Origin of the sequence: Leminorella richardii, assembly GCF_900478135.1 — a bacterium.
Lineage (GTDB): Bacteria > Pseudomonadota > Gammaproteobacteria > Enterobacterales > Enterobacteriaceae > Leminorella > Leminorella richardii.
Map to the genome: position 1 here is coordinate 1,279,754 of NZ_LS483470.1, position 14,588 is coordinate 1,294,341.

A 14,588-nucleotide genomic window follows, 5' to 3' on the forward strand; every position below is an offset into this window, starting at 1 on the left:
CCGTTCCCGGCGACAGTGGGCGCCTGGGGCAAGCCGACCTGCGTGAACAACGTCGAAACTTTGTGCAACGTACCTGCTATCGTTCAGCACGGCCCCGAGTGGTATCGCGGCCTGTCTGCGGGCAAGAGTCAGGATGCAGGCACCAAGCTGATGGGCTTCTCCGGCCGCGTGAAAAATCCGGGTCTGTGGGAGCTGCCGTTTGCATCACCGCTCGCGAACTGCTGGAAGACTACGCCGGCGGTATGCAGGACGGCCTGAAGCTTAAAGCATGGCAGCCGGGCGGCGCGGGTACTGACTTCTTAACGAAGCGCACCTCGATCTGCCGATGGAATTCCCCAGCATCGCCAAAGCGGGCAGCCGTTTGGGTACTGCGTTGGCGATGGCGGTAGACGACAAGATCAACATGGTCGGGCTGTGCCGCAATCTGGAAACGTTCTTTGCGCGGGAGTCCTGCGGATGGTGTACGCCTTGCCGCGACGGCCTGCCGTGGACAGTAAAAATTCTGACCGCGCTGGAGAAGGGAGAAGGGCAGCCAGGGACGTTGAAACCCTTGAGCAGCTGTGCCGATTCCTGTCGCCGGGCCACACCTTCTGCGCACTGGCGCCGGGGGCGGTCGAGCCTTTGCAGAGCGCAATTAAGTATTTCCGAGAAGAGTTTGAGGCGGGTATCAAAGTAAAAACCTTTAATAACCTCAGCTCTATTGCCGGTATCCAGCCTAACCTGCTGAAGCAGCGCTGGTAAGCGTCTTAATCAATAAGACCTTCGGTAAACGAATTTTTTAAAGTTATCTGCCCGCGGTTGCGGGCTACAGGAAGCATGCTGACTATGGCAACGATTCATGTAGACGGCGAAGAATACGAAGTTGACGGTGCGGAGAACCTCCTACAGGCGTGTCTCTCCCTCGGCCTCGATATTCCTTACTTTTGCTGGCATCCGGCGCTAGGTAGCGTCGGCGCTTGCCGCCAATGTGCGGTTAAGCAGTTCCAGGGGCCCGATGACAAGCGCGGGCGTCTGGTTATGTCGTGTATGACCCCGGCATCAGACGGTAGCTATATTTCTATCGAAGATGACGAGGCCGTTAAGTTCCGCGAAGCCGTGGTGGAATTCTTGATGGTCAACCACCCGCACGACTGTCCGGTGTGCGAGGAGGGGGGCAACTGTCACTTACAGGATATGACGGTCATGACTGGCCACAGTTTCCGTAAGTACCGCTTTAACAAGCGCACTCACAACAATCAGGATCTCGGGCCTTTCATTAACCATGAAATGAACCGCTGTATCGCCTGCTACCGCTGTGTGCGCTACTACAAAGACTACGCGGGCGGCGAAGACTTCGGCGTCTACGGTGCTCACGACAACGTCTACTTCGGTCGCCCGGAAGACGGCACGCTGGAGAACGAGTTCTCCGGTAACCTGGTAGAAGTGTGTCCGACCGGCGTATTCACCGACAAAACGCACTCTGAGCGCTATAACCGCAAATGGGACATGCAGTTTGCCCCAAGCATCTGCCAGCAGTGCAGCGTCGGCTGTAACACCAGCCCCGGCGAACGCTACGGCGAGCTGCGTCGCATCGAAAACCGCTATAACGGTACCGTGAACCACTACTTCCTGTGCGACCGCGGTCGTTTTGGCTATGGCTACGTGAACTTGGAAGATCGTCCCCGTACGCCGCTACAGCGCCGTGGTGAAGACTGGATCTCGCTGAACCCGGATCAGGCTCTGCAGGGGGCCGCCGACCAGCTTCGCCAGTCCAAGAAAGCGATCGGAATTGGTTCTCCGCGCGCTAGCCTGGAAAGCAACTATGCGCTGCGCCAGCTGGTCGGTGCGGAAAACTTTTCTACCGGCATGAGCGCTCAGGAGCTGGCTCGCGTGCAGCTGATGCAGAAGATCCTGAAAGAGAGCGGGCTGCATACGCCGTCTCTGCGCGAGATGGAAGGCTACGACGCGGTGCTGGTGCTGGGTGAAGACGTCACGCAGACCGGGGCCCGTATTGCGCTGGCAATCCGTCAGGCAGTGAAGGGAAAGGCGCGCGATCTGGCCGCTGCTCAGCGCGTGGCGGACTGGCAGATTGCCGCCGTGCAGACTATCGGTCAGCACGCCAAGCATCCACTATTCGTTACCGGCGTGGATAAAACCCGTCTGGACGACGTCGCCGCCTGGAGCTACTGCGGCAGCGTGGAAGAGCAGGCGCAGCTGGGCTTCGCCATTGCCCACGCGCTGGACGCGTCGGCACCGGCAGCAGGCATTGCGCCAGACCTTAAAAAGAAAGTCGACATCGTCGTTCAGGCGCTGTCAGGTTCGAAAAAGCCGCTTATCGTGACCGGCAGCGGCGCGGGTAGCGACGCTGTGATTCAGGCTGCCGCCAACGTGGCGCTAGCGCTGAAGAACAAAGGGCTGGATGCGGCAGTGACGTTTGTTGCCGCAGAGTCTAACAGCATGGGTGTCGCCATGATGGGTGGTATTTCCATCGATGACGCGCTGGCTCAGGTTGAGCGCGGGGAAGCCGATACTCTGATCGTGATGGAAAACGACCTCTATCGCCACGCATCGAAGGCGCGCGTAGACGCGGCGCTGGAGAAGGTGGAAAACCTGATTGTTGTCGATCATCAGCGAACAGACATTATGGGCAAGGCTAACCTTGTTCTGTCGGCCGCCAGCTTTGCTGAAAGCGACGGTACGCTGGTTAACCAAGAGGGCAGGGCACAGCGCTTCTTCCAGGTTTACGACCCTGATTTCTACAACAAAGATCCGGCTCATCCGACTCACATGCTGGAAAGCTGGCGCTGGCTGCACTCGCTGGAAACGGTTTATAACAGCCGCCGCGTTGACTGGACTCAGCTTGATCACGTGGTTGACGCCGTTGCCAAATCCTTCCCGGAAATGGCCGCCATTATTGACGCCGCACCGGATGCCACTTTCCGTGTGAAAGGGCAGAAGCTGGCTCGTGAACCGCACCGCTACAGCGGTCGTACCGCGATGTTGGCAGACGTCAGCGTTCATGAAAAGCGCCAGCCGCAGGATAAAGACACGGCCTTTGCTTTCTCTATGGAAGGCTACAACGCGCCTGAAGCAAATCGCCAGCAGATCCCGTTTGCCTGGGCTCCGGGATGGAACTCACCGCAGGCTTGGAACAAGTTCCAGGCAGAAGTGGGCGGCAGCCTGCGCGCTGGCGACCCGGGCGTGCGCCTGATCGAAAAAGCGCAGTCGCCGACGCTGGGTTACTTTGACGTGGCTGTTAACGCGTCGTCTGAAGGGCTGCGCGTAGCGCCTTACTACCATCTGTTCGGCAGTGACGAAACGTCACAGCGTTCAGAAGTGATCCAAACCCGTATGCCGCAGGCCTACGCCATGCTGAACCCACAGGATGCCGCCGCTCTGAATCTGGCAACGGACGCCGTAGTGAGCTTTAGCTGTGCGGGCAGCACGCTGACGCTGCCGGTTCGCCTGAGCGACTCGCTGGGGCAGGGGCTGGTTGGTCTGCCGCTTGGCCTGCCGGGCATTTCTCCGGTACTGGTGGGTGAGCGCGTTGAAAATATGAAGGAGGCGACGCTATGAGTTTTATATCGCCGGAAACGCTAGACGTTCTGGCCGCCGTCGGTAAGTCGGTAGTGATCCTGCTGGTGGTTGTCACCTGCGGCGCACTGATGAGCTTCGGCGAGCGCCGTCTGCTGTCCGTCTTTCAGGATCGCTACGGGCCGAACCGCGTAGGGCCGTTTGGTTCTCTGCAAATCGTTGCCGACATGATCAAGATGTTCTTTAAAGAGGACTGGGTTCCCAACTTCTCTGACAAAGGCATCTTTACGCTGGCGCCGATTATCGCTTTCAGCTCCATGCTGCTGGCGTTCTCTATTGTGCCGGTTACGCCGACCTGGGGCGCCTCTGACCTGAACATTGGTATCCTGTTCTTCTTCATGCTGGCGGGGCTGGCGGTATACGCCGTGCTGTTCGCAGGCTGGTCGAGCAACAACAAATACGCACTGCTGGGCGCCATGCGCGCCTCCGCGCAGACCCTGAGCTACGAAGTGTTCCTTGGCCTTTCCCTGATGGGCATCGTTGCGGTAACCGGCTCTTTCAACATGCGAGACATCGTTGAAGCGCAGGCTGACATGTGGTTTGTGATACCTCAGTTCTTTGGCTTTCTGACGTTTATTATCGCGGGCGTCGCGGTGACTCACCGTCACCCGTTTGACCAACCGGAAGCGGAACAGGAACTGGCGGACGGCTACCACATTGAATATTCCGGCATGAAGTTCGGTCTGTTCTTCGTCGGTGAGTATGTGGGTATTGTGACCATTTCCGCACTGATCGTGACGCTGTTCTTCGGCGGCTGGCAGGGGCCATTCCTGCCGCCGGTGCTGTGGTTTGCCCTGAAGACCGGCTTTTTCATGATGATGTTTATTCTGGTGCGCGCCTCACTGCCTCGCCCTCGTTACGATCAGGTAATGGCGTTTGGCTGGCGCGTGTGTCTGCCGCTGACGCTGATTAACCTGCTGGTGACGGCCGCCGTTATTCTGTGCAGAGCGCAGTAGGGGAGAGAACCATGACCTTAAAAGATATAGTGGTTGGGTTTGGCACCCAGATCCGCAGCCTGTGGATGGTTTTCCTCCACGCGTTTCACAAGCGCGACACGCGTATGTATCCGGACGTGCCGATCTACGTGCCGCCGCGCTATCGCGGCCGGATCGTGCTGACCCGCGACCCTGACGGCCAAGAGCGCTGCGTGGCCTGTAACCTGTGCGCCGTCGCCTGCCCGGTAAGCTGTATTTCACTGCAAAAAGCAGAGACGGAAGACGGGCGCTGGTATCCAGAGTTTTTCCGCATCAACTTCTCCCGCTGCATTTTCTGCGGCATGTGCGAAGAAGCCTGCCCGACGACGGCTATTCAGCTGACGCCGGACTTCGAAATGGCAGACTTCAAGCGTCAGGATCTGGTGTATGAAAAAGAAGACCTGCTGATTTCCGGGCCGGGTAAATATCCTGACTATAGTTTCTACCGGGTATCCGGTATGGCGATCGAAGGCAAGGGCAAAGGCGAAGCCGAGAACGAGTCCAAGCCGGTCGATCTTAAGAGTCTATTACCCTAAGGAGCTGAGAACGTGGAAATTGCATTTTATGTTGCCGCGGCCATCGCTGTTTTAGCGACGCTCCGGGTAATCACTCATACCAATCCCGTGCACGCGCTGCTGTACCTGATTGTGTCGCTGCTGGCTATCTCGGCGACATTTTTCTCGCTGGGCGCCTACTTTGCCGGGGCATTGGAAATTATCGTCTATGCGGGCGCCATCATGGTGCTGTTCGTGTTCGTCGTTATGATGCTGAATCTGGGCGACTCCGTGGCTAATCAGGAGCGCGAGTGGCTTAAACCCGGCGTTTGGATTGGCCCAGCGGCGCTGTGTCTGGTTCTGCTGATTATTCTGGGTTACGGCATTTTCAGTATCTCCGGCCAGTCTATTACCGGCGAACTGATTGACGCCAAGCGCGTCGGCGTGAGCCTGTTTGGCCCTTACGTGTTAGCGGTTGAACTGGCGTCTATGCTGCTGCTGGCGGGTCTGGTAGTGGCCTATCATCTGGGACGCGAGAATAAGAGCCTCGATAGCGTACACGCGAAAACGGAGGAACAAGCATGATCCCATTGGAACACGGCCTGATACTGGCTGCGATACTGTTCGCGCTAGGGCTGACGGGGCTTTTGATTCGCCGCAATCTGCTGTTCGTTCTGATTAGCCTCGAGATCATGATCAACGCAGTAGCGTTGGCGTTCGTCGTGGCGGGAAGCTACTGGCAGCAGCCAGATGGACAGGTGATGTACATCCTGGTGATAAGCCTTGCGGCGGCAGAGGCCAGTATTGGTCTGGCGTTGTTGCTACAGCTTCATCGTCGTCGTCAAACTCTGAATATCGACTCTGTCAGTGAGATGCGCGGATGAATAACTTACTCTTTTTAACTATTTTGTTTCCGCTGCTGGGCTTCTTGCTGCTGGCGTTCTCACGCGGCCGCTGGTCTGAAAACAACTCCGCCGTTATCGGCGTGGGTTCAGTTGGCCTGTCGGCGTTGACGACAGCGTGGATTGTCTATCAGTTTCTGTCTCAGGGCAGCCATACGGCAGTATCTTCACAGGCGTTGTGGACCTGGATGCAGGTTGACGGCTTCAACATCAGCGTCACGCTGACGCTGGACAGCCTGTCCGCCACGATGCTGTCCGTTGTGACTGGCGTAGGCTTCCTTATCCACCTGTACGCCTCTTGGTATATGCGCGGTGAAGAGGGTTACTCTCGCTTCTTCGCCTATACCAACCTGTTTATCGCCAGCATGGTGGTACTGGTACTGGCCGACAACTTGATGCTGATGTACCTCGGCTGGGAAGGGGTAGGGCTGTGTAGCTATCTGCTGATTGGCTTCTACTACACCAATCCGAACAACGGCGCGGCGGCGATGAAAGCCTTCGTCGTGACCCGTATCGGTGACGTGTTCCTGGCGATTGGCCTGTTTATCCTTTACACCGAGCTGGGCACCCTCAACGTGCGCGAGCTGCTGGTGCTGGCACCGCAGAAGTTTGCCGTCGGCGACAGCGCCATGTACTGGGCAACCCTGATGCTGATGGGTGGCGCGTTCGGTAAGTCGGCTCAGCTTCCGCTGCAAACCTGGCTGGCGGACGCGATGGCTGGCCCAACGCCGGTTTCCGCGCTTATCCACGCGGCGACCATGGTCACCGCGGGCGTTTACCTTATCGCCCGTACCCACGGTCTGTTCCTGCTGGCGCCTGAGGTGCTGAATCTAGTGGGCATTGTCGGCGCGATTACGCTGCTGATGGCGGGCTTCGCGGCGCTGGTGCAAACCGATATCAAGCGCGTGTTGGCCTACTCGACCATGAGTCAGCTGGGCTACATGTTCCTGGCGCTTGGCGTGCAGGCGTGGGACGCGGCGATTTTCCACCTGATGACTCACGCGTTCTTCAAAGCGCTACTGTTCCTGTCGTCGGGTTCGGTCATTCTGGCCTGCCACCACGAGCAAAACATTTTCAAAATGGGCGGCCTGCGTAAGAAGATCCCACTGGTTTACCTCTGCTTCCTGGTTGGTGGCGCGGCGCTGTCGGCGCTGCCGCTGGTAACTTCCGGCTTCTTCAGTAAGGACAAGATCCTGTTTGATGCCTATGCAGCAGGCCACTTTAACCTGATGCTGGCAGGGCTGGTCGGCGCCTTCCTGACGTCGCTGTATACCTTCCGCATGATCTTTATCGTGTTCCACGGCGAAGAGAAAACCCACGCGCACTCCGTTGGCGGCATTTCCCACTCTCTGCCTCTGATTGTGCTGCTGGTGCTTTCTACTGCAGTTGGCGCATTCCTGGCCATTCCGCTGGACGGCGTGCTGCCGGTGCGCAATCTGCCGGAAGAGGGCAAGCTGATGCTGGAAATGGTCTCTGGCGGCGTAGCGATTGTTGGTATTCTGGCGGCGGTTGTGCTTTACCTCGGCAAGCGTCAACTGGTGAATGCCATTGCGCAAAGCGGCCCGGGCAAGTTCCTGTCCACCTGGTGGTACAACGCATGGGGCTTTGACTGGCTGTACGACAAGGTGTTTGTGAAGCCTTATCTGGCCGTGGCAAAGCTGATTCAACGCGACCCGATGAACTCGATGATGAACCTGTTCGGCACGTTTGTCCGCCTGTGCAACCGCACGCTGGCGGTGAGCGAGAACGGAATGCTGCGCTGGTATGCTGCATCGGTCGGCATGGGGGCAGTGGTCGTATTGGCTCTGTTGCTGTTGGTTTAACCGAATAACTGAATAACTTAAAGACGAATCGGTTTAAAGTTTTTCAAATAAAGGATACAAAACGCCATGCTACTACCTTGGCTAATACTTTTACCCTTTATCGGCGGCTTTCTGTGCTGGCCGAGCGAGCGCCTGGGCAAACAGGCGCCACGCTGGGTAGCGCTGCTTTCGATGGGGCTGACGCTGCTCCTTTCACTGTACCTGTGGATGGATGCCGGATTTACCGTGACGTCCGCCCAAAACCTGTGGATAGGCGAACCGTTCCGCATTAACTGGATCCCGAGTCTCGGCATTCAGATCCACTTGGCGCTGGACGGTCTGTCCCTGCTGATGGTGGTGCTGACGGCCTTTCTGGGCATTCTGGCTATCGTCTGTTCATGGACAGAAGGGCAGCGCTCTCAGGGCTTTTTCCACCTGAACCTGCTGTGGATCCTGGGCGGCGTGATGGGCGTGTTCATGGCTGTCGACATGTTCCTGTTCTTCTTCTTCTGGGAAATCATGCTGGTGCCAATGTACTTCCTTATCGCCCTGTGGGGGCATAAGGGGTCTGACGGCAAAACCCGCATCAGCGCAGCAACTAAGTTCTTTATCTATGCGCAGGCCAGCAGCCTGTTCATGCTGATTGCTATCGTCGGTCTGGTGTTTGTACACTTCAAGGCCACCGGCGTAATGACCTTCAACTACGAAGACCTGCTTAATACGCCGATGTCTTACGGTATGCAGTATCTGCTGATGCTGGGTTTCTTTATCGCTTTTGCGATGAAGATGCCGGTAGTGCCGCTCCACGGCTGGCTTCCGGACGCGCACAGTCAGGCACCCACGGCAGGTTCTGTCGACCTAGCGGGTTTGCTGTTGAAAACCGCGGCCTACGGCCTGCTGCGCTTTACGCTGCCGTTCTTCCCTGAGGCTTCTCACGCGTTTGCGCCAATAGCTATGTGGCTGGGCGTTATCGGTATCTTCTACGGCGCGTGGATGGCGTTCGTTCAAACGGACATCAAGCGCCTTATCGCCTACACCAGTATTTCCCACATGGGCTTCGTGATGATCGCTATCTACAGCGGCAGCGTGCTGGCCTATCAGGGCGCCGTGGCGCAGATGATTGCTCACGGCCTGTCAGCGGCGGGGCTGTTTATCATCAGCGGCCAGCTGTACGAGCGTCTGCACACTCGCGATATGCGCGAGATGGGCGGCCTGTGGAAGCGCATTCGCTACCTGCCTGCGCTGTCCCTGTTCTTTGCCGTGGCGACGCTGGGGATGCCGGGTACCGGCAACTTCGTTGGCGAATTTATGATTCTGTTCGGCAGCTATAGTGTGGTTCCAACCATTACTATCGTTGCTACCTTTGGTTTGGTATTCGCATCGGTGTACTCACTGATTATGATGCAGCGCGCTTACTACGGTGCGCCTAAGTCAGACCAGCCGATTGCGGGGCTGAATGCGCGCGAGCTGATTATGATCCTGATGCTGGTCGTGCTGTTAGTCCTGTTAGGCGTTTACCCTCAGCCGGTTCTGGATACGTCGCACTCTGCCGTCACGACCATCTCTCAGTGGTTTAGCGCTGCGGCTCCCGTATCACCAGACATGTCTATAGGAAAGTAAATCGCCATGACACTCACTGCACAACATATGCTTGCTCTGTTACCGCTGTTAATCGTTGGATTAACCGTGGTGGTTGTGATGCTGTCCATTGCGTGGCGACGCGATCACTTCCTGAATGCGACGATTGCGGTTATTGGCCTCAACGTTGCGCTGCTTTCGCTGTTCATCGTTGGGCAGCAGCCAGCCATGGATGTGACGCCGCTGCTCAAAGTGGACGGCTTCTCGGTCTTCTTTATCGGGCTAGTGCTGCTGGCCAGCCTGGCAACCTGTACTTTCGCCTATCCGTGGCTTGCGGGCTATCCGGACAACAAAGAAGAGTTTTACCTGCTGGTGCTGATTGCGGCGCTGGGCGGGGTGGTTCTGGCCTGTTCTAACCACCTAGCCTCGCTGTTTATCGGTATTGAGCTGCTCTCGCTGCCGCTGTTTGGCCTGGTGGGCTATGCCTATCGTCAGAAGCGTTCGCTGGAAGCTGCCATTAAGTACATGGTGCTGTCCGCGGCGGCCTCTTCTTTCCTGCTGTTCGGTATGGCGCTGCTGTACGCGGGCACCGGCGGGCTGTCTTTCGCCGCGCTGGGTAACAGCATGAGCGACGGCGCGCTGCATCAGCCGCTGCTGATTATCGGCCTGGGCATGATGCTGGTTGGCTTCGGCTTTAAGCTGTCTCTGGTGCCGTTCCAGCTGTGGACGCCGGACGTTTATCAGGGCGCGCCTGCACCGGTATCTACCTTCCTAGCCACCGCCAGCAAGATCGCCATTTTTGGCGCGCTGGTGCGGATGTTTATGTACGCGCCAGTGGCTGACGGCGAGTCAGTACGCACGGTGCTGGCGATTATCGCTTTCTGTTCGATTCTGTTCGGCAACATGCTTGCCATCAGTCAGAGCAACATCAAGCGCATGCTGGGCTACTCCTCTATCGCACACTTGGGCTACCTGCTGGTGGCGCTGATCGCCGTTCAGGGCAATCAGCTTTCCATCGAAACGGTGAACGTTTATCTGGCCGGTTACCTGTTCGCCAGCCTGGGCGCGTTCGGCGTAGTCAGCCTGATGTCTAGCCCTTATACCGGGCCGGATGCAGAGTCCCTGCACGCTTACCGCGGCCTGTTCTGGCACAAGCCAATCCTGTCGGCAGTGCTGACAGTGATGATGCTGTCTCTGGCTGGGGTGCCGATGACGCTGGGCTTTATCGGTAAGTTCTACGTTATCGCTATCGGTGTGAGCGCCGACCTGTGGTGGCTGACGGCGACAGTCGTTGCGGGCAGCGCCATCGGCCTGTACTACTATCTGCGCGTCATGGTGAGCCTGTATCTGGAAGCACCGCAGGAGCTTAAGCGCGATACGCCGAGCAACTGGGCGCTTACCGCGGGCGGTGTGGTTGTGCTGCTGTCGGCAGTGGCCGTTGTGTTCTTTGGTCTCTACCCAGAGCCGCTGATTGCGCTGGCGAAGTATGCGTTTCCCATGTAATCAAGGCTAATCCTAGATGATTAAATGCCGGTCCTGAAGGACCGGTATTTTTTTACCTGTTTTTGTCGGTGAAGCGCCGTATAATCCGTTGTTTTAGTTTTTAGGCTCAAGAGGTCGTCGTGAAGCAAATATCTGAACTGGTCAAGCAGCTGCATCAACGTTTGCAGGACGCTGCGCGCCCGGAGCCTGGATGGGCGCGCGTTGAGCTGTCGCTGCCGTTGACGGTTCGTTCGCTGCTTGGCTGGCTGTCGGCCCAGTCTTTGTTTCCGCAGTTCTACTGGCGTCAGCGCGACGGTCGCGAAGAGTTTGCCGTCTGCGGTGAAGTGGTTGGCTTTCACGATGCCCGCGCCGCCTATCGCTTTCTGGTGGATAGCGGGCGTCAGGATATGCGCATCTGGGGATTAAACGCTTTTGATCGCGTTGATACTTCAGAGACAGCGGTGCCAAAGGGAGCACTGTTTTTACCCCGCGTTGAGCTACTGCGCGACGAGCAGGGGGTGCGACTGGCGGTTAATCTGTACAGCGAAAGCTCTCTGGCCGACGACGTTCAGCGAGCACAAAAAACGCTGACGGCGCTGGTTCCCTCAAAGCCTTTGCCTTCTATTAACGCCTCCGTGCTTGACGTTCACCACCAGCCCGAAAAAGAGGGGTGGTGCTCTCTGCTGCGGCAGGCTCTGTCGGAAATAGCTAACAAACGGTTCGACAAAGTGGTGCTGGCGCGCCGTTCAACGCTGACTCTTAATAAGCCGCTCAATCCGGCGGCGTTTCTTAACGCCAGTCAGAAAGTTAACCACCGCTGCTTTCACTTTATGATGCGCATGGACGATGAAAAGGCCTTTTTGGGCTCGTCTCCTGAATGCCTGTTCCTGCGCAAGGGGCAGCGGTTGACGACCGAAGCGCTGGCTGGAACGGTAGCCGGTTCGCCGGACGACGAAAAAGCCAAAGCGCTCGGTGAATGGCTAATGCAGGACAAAAAAAACCAGCACGAAAACATGCTGGTCGTGGACGACATCTGCCAGCGCCTGCAGGGAGGAACGCAGGCGATAGACGTTCTGCCAGCGGAAATTGTTCGCCTGCGTAAGGTGCAACACCTTAAGCGCGCTATTCACGCCACGCTTGCCGAGGTAGACGATGCCGATACGCTACAGCGGCTACAGCCCACAGCGGCCGTGGCAGGCTTGCCCAGAGAACCCGCCAGACAGTTTATTGTACAAAACGAGCCCTTTACCCGCGGCTGGTACGCCGGTTCTGCCGGTTATCTTTCAGCGGGGCGTAGTGAGTTTGCTGTTTCTCTGCGTTCAGCGCTGATTGAAGACGATAAAATACATCTATACGCCGGGGCGGGCATCGTTGCCGGCTCCGATCCTGAAGAAGAGTGGCTAGAGATTGAAAACAAAGCCGCTGGGCTGAGAACGCTGCTGGAGCAGGAGGCGTAATTTCCTCTTCTTCGATAAAAAATTACGATGAAAAACGGACTGTTTCATTTTATCGCGCTGGCGTTATTAACGCTGTTTTTTGCCTTCTCGGCTAGCGCTGCCTTTGAGGGTTACTTGCCGATGCCCCGCGCTGAGTTTGCTAAAAAGCGCGGGATGAAGCATCTGTTAACCATTCCTACGCCTGCTGAGCTGTTCCCCGAAGAAGAAAGCAGTGAGCCAAAGCGGCTACCTGAGTGGCATTTTCCACAGGCGGGTGTATCCGGCGTAACGCTGCGACTGGTTTCCGAAGAGGACGGCTACCCAGAAGAGTGGGTATTTGAAGGCTTCGACAAGGCGGGAAAACCGTGGAAAGTGTATACCGGTAGCCTCTACTCTGCCGCTGGCGGCGCAGAAATCTATAGAGCAGACCTCGATCGTAATGGTATTCAAGATGTGATTATGCTGGTGCCAAATGCCGGTAACGGCATGGCGCCCGATTCTCGGCTGGAAATCATTACCTTTGAGCAAGACGGTAGGCCAGTGCTGCTAGAAACCTGGGGCTTCTACTACAGCACTGATAAGAAGGGCATTGACGATCTGCTCGATCTCAAGGGAAACGGGCGGGCACAGCTGTTGACGATGCACTTTAGCGACGGATACTGGATTACCGACCTGTATCAGGTCGCAGACGCTCGATGGCAGCGCGTAACCGGTCGGTTCGGCAAGTTGAGCTATCCTGTGCTTACGCGGTTTACCCACCGCCCTAATCAGCGTGTGGTTCACACCGTGAAGGTTGGGCGACATCCGACAGCGCCGGATCTGTCCAACGTTCGGTCGATTAACGCTGTGCGCTATCAGCTAGGGGACGATGAGAAGATACAGTTTGAGACAGATGACGGACGTTTTCTGTCATCGTGGCTTCGCTCTATGGTACTGACGGTCGATTCACCACAGGGGAGACGCATCTTAAGCGGTACTGCCGACGGGCTGCGGCGTAAAGAAGCCCTGAGCCAGCTGATTAACGATCGGCAACCGGCACGGTTCTATGGCTCGCTGGATGAGGATGGTGGGGACGGTCCTTTTACGCTTTGGGTGAGCGAGTAAGGCGATAAGATATTTGGACGAGGGGTCTTTAATAATCGAGAGGATGAAAGTGTTATTACCTATTGAGGAGATAGAGCGCCGACTGAGCGAGAAATTTCTACCGTTTGATAAAGATATGGACTTGGGCTATCTAATTCTTAAGAAGAAAGCGATTGCTTCTAGTGACATCAAAACAGTAGAGCAAACTTTGGCGATTGATTTTCCGGAAGATTTTAAAGCATTAACTTCAGACTATGATTTTGACTCTTTTTCTTTAGGTAAAGTCCAGTTTAGCTCTAATGGAGAAGCCTATTTTCCATTTCTGGTTGAAGCCAATCAGGATAATGATTTCAACACGTGGTGGGTTGGTGATAGACGCCCGGAAGGTATTGTTGTTATAGCTTTGACTGATCCTTACACCATTTTACTGAATACGTATGATGGCGCAGTATATGCAATGACTAGCGAATCTTCAGTAGATGATTTTGAGCGGATTGCTTCCAACTTTAGCCTTTTTGTTTGTGGTGTTGGCACTGCGTTTCTTTGCGCTGGTACAGAGGAGCAAATACAAAAAGCGGTTGGAGCACAGATGAACTCGTCTTTTTGGCGGGAGATGGTCAATTAATACGTTCAACGAGTTCTTCATTTGAGCCACGTCGTGCTAAGAGTACAATTTTATGAATCTATCTCATCTCGAACTCCGCATTCCCCCTCCGCTGATTTTTACTGCCAGCGCGCTGCTGGCCTACTGCCTGTATTGGCTATTTCCTCAGTGTACTTTTCCTCTGGCGGTGAGCTGGTCGCTGTCTGCTCTTTGCTTTATGGCCTCCGGCGCTATTGGTCTCGCGAGTCTAACGGCCTTTTGGCGAGCCAAAACGACAGTGAATCCGCTTCGCGTAGAAGCGGCTACGTCTCTGGTTGAAAGCGGGCTGTACGCCTTTTCCCGTAATCCTATGTATCTGGCGCTGGCCTTGCTGCTGCTGAGCCTCTGCTTTTTTCTTACCAGCCTCTTTGCGCTGATCGCCGTGGTGCTGTTTATCGTCTATATCACCCGCTTTCAAATTGTGCCGGAAGAGCGGGCGTTGGAGGCGCGCTTTGGCGAGCGCTATCGCCTTTATCGACAGCGCGTGCGGCGCTGGATTTAACTCTCCGTCATCGAACGTTCATCAGACTGTCACTCGTGTGAAATGTGATCAACATTACAATCTACGCGAGTAGACTTGATCTATCTACGCGAGTAGATACACTCACGAAAAAATGCGTT

General features: G+C 56.2%; 12 protein-coding genes and 2 pseudogenes. All 14 read left to right on the top strand.

The window, feature by feature from the left end:
• The first annotated feature begins 42 nt into the window (after positions 1 to 42).
• The 14 genes and pseudogenes from DQM29_RS18700 (at position 43) to DQM29_RS06155 (ending at position 14,469) form a co-directional block, all read left to right on the top strand.
• Positions 43 to 258 (top strand): hypothetical protein, encoded by a 216-nt coding sequence (locus DQM29_RS18700; protein ID WP_415270860.1) that lies wholly within the window; start codon positions 43 to 45, stop codon positions 256 to 258.
• A gap of 145 nt (positions 259 to 403) precedes the next feature.
• Positions 404 to 741, top strand: a pseudogene (locus tag DQM29_RS18705) (NADH-ubiquinone oxidoreductase-F iron-sulfur binding region domain-containing protein).
• Positions 742 to 825: 84 nt separating this feature from the next.
• The gene (nuoG, locus tag DQM29_RS06100; protein ID WP_111742016.1) at positions 826 to 3,555 is read left to right on the top strand and encodes an NADH-quinone oxidoreductase subunit NuoG; all 2,730 of its coding nucleotides are present in this window, start codon (positions 826 to 828) and stop codon (positions 3,553 to 3,555) included.
• Positions 3,552 to 4,529: an NADH-quinone oxidoreductase subunit NuoH gene (gene nuoH, locus DQM29_RS06105; protein ID WP_111739841.1), complete on the top strand. Its 978-nt coding sequence runs from the start codon at positions 3,552 to 3,554 to the stop codon at positions 4,527 to 4,529. The genes nuoG and nuoH overlap by 4 nt, the downstream gene beginning before the upstream one ends.
• An 11-nt stretch (positions 4,530 to 4,540) precedes the next feature.
• The gene (nuoI, locus tag DQM29_RS06110; protein ID WP_111739843.1) at positions 4,541 to 5,083 is read left to right on the top strand and encodes an NADH-quinone oxidoreductase subunit NuoI; all 543 of its coding nucleotides are present in this window, start codon (positions 4,541 to 4,543) and stop codon (positions 5,081 to 5,083) included.
• A gap of 12 nt (positions 5,084 to 5,095) precedes the next feature.
• Positions 5,096 to 5,626 carry an NADH-quinone oxidoreductase subunit J gene (gene nuoJ, locus DQM29_RS06115; RefSeq protein ID WP_111739845.1) on the top strand — a complete coding sequence of 177 codons (531 nt, stop codon included), beginning with the start codon at positions 5,096 to 5,098 and terminating at the stop codon, positions 5,624 to 5,626.
• Positions 5,623 to 5,925, top strand: a complete 303-nt coding sequence (gene nuoK, locus DQM29_RS06120; RefSeq protein ID WP_111739847.1) for an NADH-quinone oxidoreductase subunit NuoK — start codon at positions 5,623 to 5,625, stop codon at positions 5,923 to 5,925. The genes nuoJ and nuoK overlap by 4 nt, the downstream gene beginning before the upstream one ends.
• Positions 5,922 to 7,766, top strand: coding sequence for an NADH-quinone oxidoreductase subunit L (gene nuoL, locus DQM29_RS06125; RefSeq protein WP_111739848.1), 1,845 nt, complete (start codon positions 5,922 to 5,924; stop codon positions 7,764 to 7,766). Before nuoK ends, nuoL begins: the two co-directional genes overlap by 4 nt.
• Before the next feature lie 66 nt (positions 7,767 to 7,832).
• Positions 7,833 to 9,365 carry an NADH-quinone oxidoreductase subunit M gene (gene nuoM / locus DQM29_RS06130; RefSeq protein ID WP_111739850.1) on the top strand — a complete coding sequence of 511 codons (1,533 nt, stop codon included), beginning with the start codon at positions 7,833 to 7,835 and terminating at the stop codon, positions 9,363 to 9,365.
• Positions 9,366 to 9,371: 6 nt separating this feature from the next.
• On the top strand, positions 9,372 to 10,826 hold the full coding sequence (nuoN, locus tag DQM29_RS06135; protein ID WP_111739852.1) for an NADH-quinone oxidoreductase subunit NuoN: 1,455 nt from the start codon (positions 9,372 to 9,374) through the stop codon (positions 10,824 to 10,826).
• A gap of 119 nt (positions 10,827 to 10,945) precedes the next feature.
• Positions 10,946 to 12,262 carry an isochorismate synthase MenF gene (menF, locus tag DQM29_RS06140; protein WP_111739854.1) on the top strand — a complete coding sequence of 439 codons (1,317 nt, stop codon included), beginning with the start codon at positions 10,946 to 10,948 and terminating at the stop codon, positions 12,260 to 12,262.
• A 27-nt stretch (positions 12,263 to 12,289) separates the two neighbouring features.
• Positions 12,290 to 13,066, top strand: a pseudogene (locus tag DQM29_RS06145) (hypothetical protein); the annotation flags it as partial.
• A gap of 328 nt (positions 13,067 to 13,394) precedes the next feature.
• Positions 13,395 to 13,949: an SMI1/KNR4 family protein gene (locus tag DQM29_RS06150; RefSeq protein ID WP_170126498.1), complete on the top strand. Its 555-nt coding sequence runs from the start codon at positions 13,395 to 13,397 to the stop codon at positions 13,947 to 13,949.
• Positions 13,950 to 14,001: 52 nt separating this feature from the next.
• Positions 14,002 to 14,469, top strand: coding sequence for a methyltransferase family protein (locus DQM29_RS06155; protein WP_111739860.1), 468 nt, complete (start codon positions 14,002 to 14,004; stop codon positions 14,467 to 14,469).
• Positions 14,470 to 14,588: the final 119 nt, after the last annotated feature.

Bases quoted from the DNA above. Each gene is read 5' to 3' on its own strand.
- nuoG (WP_111742016.1), top strand. From the start codon at position 826: ATGGCAACGATTCATGTAGACGGCGAAGAATACGAAGTTGACGGTGCG.
- nuoH (WP_111739841.1), top strand. From the start codon at position 3,552: ATGAGTTTTATATCGCCGGAAACGCTAGACGTTCTGGCCGCCGTCGGT.
- nuoI (WP_111739843.1), top strand. From the start codon at position 4,541: ATGACCTTAAAAGATATAGTGGTTGGGTTTGGCACCCAGATCCGCAGC.
- nuoK (WP_111739847.1), top strand. From the start codon at position 5,623: ATGATCCCATTGGAACACGGCCTGATACTGGCTGCGATACTGTTCGCG.
- nuoL (WP_111739848.1), top strand. From the start codon at position 5,922: ATGAATAACTTACTCTTTTTAACTATTTTGTTTCCGCTGCTGGGCTTC.
- nuoM (WP_111739850.1), top strand. From the start codon at position 7,833: ATGCTACTACCTTGGCTAATACTTTTACCCTTTATCGGCGGCTTTCTG.
- nuoN (WP_111739852.1), top strand. From the start codon at position 9,372: ATGACACTCACTGCACAACATATGCTTGCTCTGTTACCGCTGTTAATC.
- DQM29_RS06155 (WP_111739860.1), top strand. From the start codon at position 14,002: ATGAATCTATCTCATCTCGAACTCCGCATTCCCCCTCCGCTGATTTTT.